This is a genomic window from Candidatus Cloacimonadota bacterium (assembly GCA_011372345.1).
In the GTDB taxonomy this organism is placed as follows: Bacteria; Cloacimonadota; Cloacimonadia; order Cloacimonadales; family TCS61; genus DRTC01.
Map to the genome: position 1 here is coordinate 1 of DRTC01000651.1, position 5,411 is coordinate 5,411.

The window sequence follows — 5,411 nt, forward strand, 5'->3', positions numbered from 1 at the left end:
TAGCTGGAGATTTATTACGCAGCTCATAGATGTTCAGGAATCCAAAAACAAGAAAATAAAACCGCAAATAACAAAATCTGTAGGAAGATCACCGGAGCAATATCCAGATTGGGATGAGGAATAGGATTAATTTATAATTATCAAAGAATTTGCAAATTTAAATGAGAATTAAATTTGTTTCTTTGTCGGTATTCGTAGGGAAAAGGCATGCCTGTTCCCTACAAGTTTAATTAAATCGAATGAATGTTTTCTTCACATCGTGATTCAGAAATAAAATTCCCTTTCGTTCTCTTAACTCTTTCAGAATCCTCTTTTTTACTTTCGAGGTATCTTTCCGGCAAATATCATAAGAAGTGCTTATTCCCGGATGCAGATGACTTTCAAAGCAGATGATATCTCCCGCATAATAAGCGATCTGACCTTCACTTTCAATTCTGACCATTTGCGAACCCTCGGAATGTCCGGCGACAAGTTCCAGTTTTATTTCAGGAGAAAGTTCATAATTTCCGTCAATAAGCTGGTAATTTCCTGATTCTTCCAGAAGTTGCAGGTCTTCCTTAAAGCTGTATCCAGGTTTATTCAGATCATCCGGATTTTTAGCTATTTCCCATTCTTTTGATTGGAAAATATGGATCGCATTCGGAAAGGTCAGTTCTTTCTTTTCGTTGAAAATAGAAACAATTCCACCTGCGTGATCAAAATGAAGATGAGTTAAAACCACAAAATTAATATCGTATCTATTCAATCCTATTTTCTGCAGGTTTTTCAATAAAACGAATTCGGAAGGATTATAGATTTTCTTTTGTTTTTCAGTTATTTTATTACCGATCCCGGTATCTATCAGAATATTTTTATCATCGGTTTGGATGAGCAAAAGATTGAGAGCGAATTGAATCCGGTTTTTCTCATCGGTTTCCAAAAATTTCTGCCAGAGAGATTTCGGCAAAACTCCCATCGCAGCACCGCCATCTCCCCACCATGTTCCGGCAGAAACCGGGAAACATTTAACTTTTCCGACTTCGATACCTTGGTTTTCGTTTACCATCATTTACCTTCTTCTCTTTTACAGGAGGCTTTTTGTCATTAGTGGGAGGTAGGATCACAACTCGCTTGAATTCACCATCCCCGATGGTCATGGTTTTCAACTGTTTATCTTTTTCAATAATTTTATGAACGATTTTTCGATTAGCAGCATCCAAAGGTTCGAGCGTGATGCTTTTTCCCCTTTTTGCAACTTTGTCTTTTAGTGCTGTTACTTTATTGATCAGGGCTTTTTTTCGCTTCTGACGATAATCGTTTACATCGACCTGGATACGCACCTGCTTCTTCTCTTTTTTATTGATCATCTGGTTGATGATGTGCTGAATACTGTCCAGTAATTTTGCTTCTTTACCGATCAGATAACCCGGATTTTTGGAACTGGAAATCTTGATGAAATAAGTATTATCTTTGAAATTAACTACAACACTCTCGTAATCGGCAGTTAAATGTTTAAGCAGTTGCTCCGTATAAACCTTGATATCATCGGCAATGTCCGGAAGGATGAATCTTATTTTTGTAGGTTTAGCACCGAAGATATTTAAAAAACCGGAAGAACCCTTTTCAATAACTTCAAACTTAAAATCTTCCAACTTCAAATTATGCTCTTCCATAAATTCCGCAATGATTTTGGATGTTGATTTTCCTTCTTTTTCTATGATTTTCATTTGTTTTCCTGTTTAAATTTCTTTTTGATCAAGAATTGCTGAACCGATGATAAGATAGAGAAAACAGTCCAGTAAAGAACTAATCCGGAAGATAAACTGCTGAAAATAAAAAGCATCATCACCGGCATCAGGTACATCATCATTTTCTGGCTTTGCATCTGAGCTTTCTGTTTTTCGTCCATTTCTTCGAGAGATTGATGGGAAGGTGCCATTAATTTTTGCTGCACGAACATAAAAACCGCCATCAGGATCGGGAGAATGTAATACGGATCAGGTTCGGAAAGGTCGTAAAGCCATAAAAAGCTGGTTTGACGCAAATCAATGGAATAACGAATAAGCGGATAAATTGCAAAGAAAATCGGCATCTGCGGAAGCATTGTCAGACATCCGCCAAGAGGATTCACGCCATGTTCTTTGTAAAGTTTCTTCAATTCAATTTGCATCTGTTTCGGATCTTTTTTGTATTTGGTTTGAATTTCCTTCATCAATGGCTGCACTTTCTGCATTTTAGTAGTTGATTCAAAACTTTTATGAGTCAAGGGATAAAGAATGATTTTAAGCAGTAAGGCAAAGATCAGGATGATGATCCCGTAATTGGGAATTGCTTTATGAAGAGTTTTGAATACCCAACTGAAAAGATTACTCAAGGGTCGCAGCGTTTCTCCAAAAATGAAGGCACTTTCCTGTATCTTTTCAAATCCGGGACTGAATGCTTTCAGGTTTTGACCGATGATCGGTCCCAAATAGAGTTTGTAGGAATTTTCGAATTCAGCTCGATTGATCCTGGTTTTTATTTTCATCGCAGGAGTTTTCTTGCTTTCTCCGTTTTCTTCATAATAATTACTGAAAGCGATCAGTTTATCTGAAAAAACAAGATCATCCGGGGCAATTCCCAACACAAAATATTTTGATCGGATAGCAGCCCAATCAACCTTACCGGGGAGAGTAACCTGCTCTTTCAACTTCCGTAGCGCATATTTCCCTTTTTTGGTCACCACATTATCGATTTGAGCCAGGATCTTAAAATCCATTGGTTTGGATTTTTTTGCTCCTTTGGAATCCTCTGTTTCCGCTAGTCCGCTTTCAAGTAAAACAAAATAATCCGTGATCTCTTCTGATCCATCGACAAGAAGTTTGAAATCTAATTCATAACCATCACCAAGAATAAACACCTTTTCGATTTTCCTGATTTCGGATTGATAGGTAAAAACCAATTTGTTTCCCTCAAGATCATATTGAAATCCTTTGTTTGCCAGGTTGGAAATATTTCCATTTCTATCCTCAAGTTCGATATTAAGGAATTCCAATCCGCTTGGGATGAGATCTACTTGCGTCATCTTGTCAGAGAGAAAATACTCTTTTAACCGGATTGATCTGATAATTCCACCTTTGTTGCTGAAAATAATTTTCATCATGTCATTTTCAAGTATAAGATTATCATTGATCTCAATATCTAATGTTGTCTCTTCAAACTCCACCTTTGTTTCCTGAGGAAGAACAGGTTGTGGTTGAATAGAATCTTGGATCGTGGCAGCGGGTTGCACACTTTCTTCCGTGGACACAGGCTGAGGTTTGTTTTTCCAGATAAATTGGTTACTGATCCAGAACACTAACAGGATCAGCAACAAAGCTAACATTGTTTTTTTTTCCATTTAATAAAACTCCTGAGATGAAAACTTGAGTTAAGTTTGTTTCAGCGGACCTTGACTTAAGTTTTTTGTTGGTTAAATGATTGAGTAGAGTAAATTTTCATATAAGGCTTCAAGTTATTTCAATATTTATAAAATTCAAGGAAGCGGGTCGTATCCACCCGGATGGAACGGATGACATTTCAATATCCTGAAGATGGATAATTTCATTGCTTTGAATAAATTGTACTTTTTAAATGCCTGAAAAGCATAATTGCTGCAAGTAGGAGTAAATCTGCAGGTTGGAGGTAAAACCGGAGATATAATTCTCCTGTAAAATCCAATAAGTAATAAAATCGGTATATTGAATATTTTCATTAATTATATTCGATTGAACAGTTCGGATAGATGTTGCTTTATTCCTAACCAATCGGCATTTCCGGCTTTCTGTTTGGCAATTATCACAATTTTTGTATTAGTTGGAAAACATTCCTTTTTTTCCCGGAGAAAAGCCTTGATCCTTCGTTTGACTTTATTCCGGATAACAGATATTCCGACTTTTTTGCTGACTACAATTCCGACAGCAAAGTTTTTTTCAGGTATTTCCTGTTCAGGTATTTCCTTTTGCACAAGGAAAATAAAAAGTTCATTTTCTAATTTCGTGTTCTTTTGATAAACACTTTCATATTCCCGGGTGGAGATTATGAATCTCATAGAGATTTTGAATCTTATTCATCACTAACTGTTAAGCGGCTTCTTCCTTTCAATCTTCTTCGTGCCAGAATTTTTCTTCCGGCTTTTGTTTCCATTCTTGCCCGGAATCCATGCTTGTTTTTCCTTTTCCGGTTATGAGGTTGATAAGTCCTCTTCATTTTTTATCTCCTGCATCGAGTTCATTTATTTTATAAAACCTAACTCTTTATTTTTCACCTTTTTAAAAGGTTGAGATAAGTTCAAATTGGTGGTTTTGCTGTCAAGAATTATTTGACCGACAGGAGCTAATGCTTATATTTTTAATGATTTTGCTTGATTTCGGAGAAAATAATTTTTTAATTTTTCACTCCCAATTCATTCTTCTAATTTTGCTTCTTCTTTGTGCGAGAGTATATCTTATCAGAATTTAGAAAAATCATATTTTCATTTCTTTTGCAAAAAGTCTTTCAAACGATATCTATTAAAAAATTTGGTAAATCCAAAACTGATGATATTCCTAAAAAAATGTAATTTGGAGATTACAAAAAATACAAAATCAATTATTGAGAAAAAAAGGAAAAACAAAAAAATATCAATCAATATTTCAAAAGTAAATTTTCCCGCACTTCCTAATTTTTTTAAGAATATAAGAGGGATAAATTTATATGAAAGGTATAGAGGATTTTTCCAATAAACTAAAATGGAAGCCATCAATCTGACAAAAGACATTTGGATTGCTTGTTTTGGACAGATATTGATACATCGCATACAACCTTCACAATTCCAGTTCCAATGGATTTTATTATTCTTTATATGAATAGCATTAACAGGACATTTCTGTACACATAAACCACATAAATCGCATTTTAAATCGGCAACATATAATTTACCGATGACCCTTCTGCCGATAAGAGAATACAAAAAGCCAAAAGGTATACTCCAGATAAAATTCAGCAGAAAAATTTTACGATGACTTTTCTGACCTTTGATGATTTTGTTTGAAATATTGTGAATTCTTGGTAAAACTTTCTCCATAATCTTTTGATTATTTTCTTTGCTTCTCGGCGGGAAAAACGCAGTCATATTGTGCGGATAATCCAAAGTGTCAGAAAAAAACACATCAAAATTTTTAAAATACAAAAGCAATCTAGCCTGATGTAAAGCCCAGCCCTGATAACCATCTCTAACACGAGTGCTAATTCTCCCATTTGTGGATATTACCGCGGTCTTTGCATTTTTCCCATTATTAAGATGTAACAAGTATTTACACATAATATGTGGAACTGCTGTTGCATATACTGGGAAGAAAAAGATATGTAAATCCATATTAACCGTATTTGGATAAAAACTGTTTTCTATTGCATGAATAATGGGTTTATAACCA

At 35.1% G+C, this 5,411-nt stretch carries 7 protein-coding genes; all 7 read right to left on the reverse strand.

Features of this window, described 5'->3' with window-relative positions; translation table 11 throughout:
- Positions 1-226 precede the first annotated feature (226 nt).
- Positions 227-1,048 carry an MBL fold metallo-hydrolase gene (locus tag ENL20_12475; protein HHE39368.1) on the reverse strand — a complete coding sequence of 274 codons (822 nt, stop codon included), beginning with the start codon at positions 1,046-1,048 and terminating at the stop codon, positions 227-229.
- The gene (locus tag ENL20_12480) at positions 1,005-1,706 is read right to left on the reverse strand and encodes a KH domain-containing protein (GenBank protein HHE39369.1); all 702 of its coding nucleotides are present in this window, start codon (positions 1,704-1,706) and stop codon (positions 1,005-1,007) included. Before ENL20_12480 ends, ENL20_12475 begins: the two co-directional genes overlap by 44 nt.
- Positions 1,703-3,358: a membrane protein insertase YidC gene (yidC, locus tag ENL20_12485; protein HHE39370.1), complete on the reverse strand. Its 1,656-nt coding sequence runs from the start codon at positions 3,356-3,358 to the stop codon at positions 1,703-1,705. Before yidC ends, ENL20_12480 begins: the two co-directional genes overlap by 4 nt.
- A gap of 135 nt (positions 3,359-3,493) precedes the next feature.
- Positions 3,494-3,712, reverse strand: a complete 219-nt coding sequence (yidD, locus tag ENL20_12490) for a membrane protein insertion efficiency factor YidD (protein HHE39371.1) — start codon at positions 3,710-3,712, stop codon at positions 3,494-3,496.
- Positions 3,713-3,715: 3 nt separating this feature from the next.
- A complete protein-coding gene (gene rnpA, locus ENL20_12495; GenBank protein ID HHE39372.1) occupies positions 3,716-4,048 on the reverse strand; it encodes a ribonuclease P protein component in 333 nt (110 codons plus the stop codon).
- Positions 4,049-4,062: 14 nt separating this feature from the next.
- Positions 4,063-4,206: a 50S ribosomal protein L34 gene (locus ENL20_12500; protein ID HHE39373.1), complete on the reverse strand. Its 144-nt coding sequence runs from the start codon at positions 4,204-4,206 to the stop codon at positions 4,063-4,065.
- Between the two features lie 265 nt (positions 4,207-4,471).
- The coding region (locus ENL20_12505; GenBank protein ID HHE39374.1) for a 4Fe-4S dicluster domain-containing protein at positions 4,472-5,411 on the reverse strand (940 nt) is incomplete at its 5' end.

Bases quoted from the DNA above. Each gene is read 5' to 3' on its own strand.
- ENL20_12475 (HHE39368.1), bottom strand. From the start codon at position 1,048: ATGATGGTAAACGAAAACCAAGGTATCGAAGTCGGAAAAGTTAAATGT.
- ENL20_12480 (HHE39369.1), bottom strand. From the start codon at position 1,706: ATGAAAATCATAGAAAAAGAAGGAAAATCAACATCCAAAATCATTGCG.
- yidC (HHE39370.1), bottom strand. From the start codon at position 3,358: ATGGAAAAAAAAACAATGTTAGCTTTGTTGCTGATCCTGTTAGTGTTC.
- yidD (HHE39371.1), bottom strand. From the start codon at position 3,712: ATGAAAATATTCAATATACCGATTTTATTACTTATTGGATTTTACAGG.
- rnpA (HHE39372.1), bottom strand. From the start codon at position 4,048: ATGAGATTCATAATCTCCACCCGGGAATATGAAAGTGTTTATCAAAAG.
- ENL20_12500 (HHE39373.1), bottom strand. From the start codon at position 4,206: ATGAAGAGGACTTATCAACCTCATAACCGGAAAAGGAAAAACAAGCAT.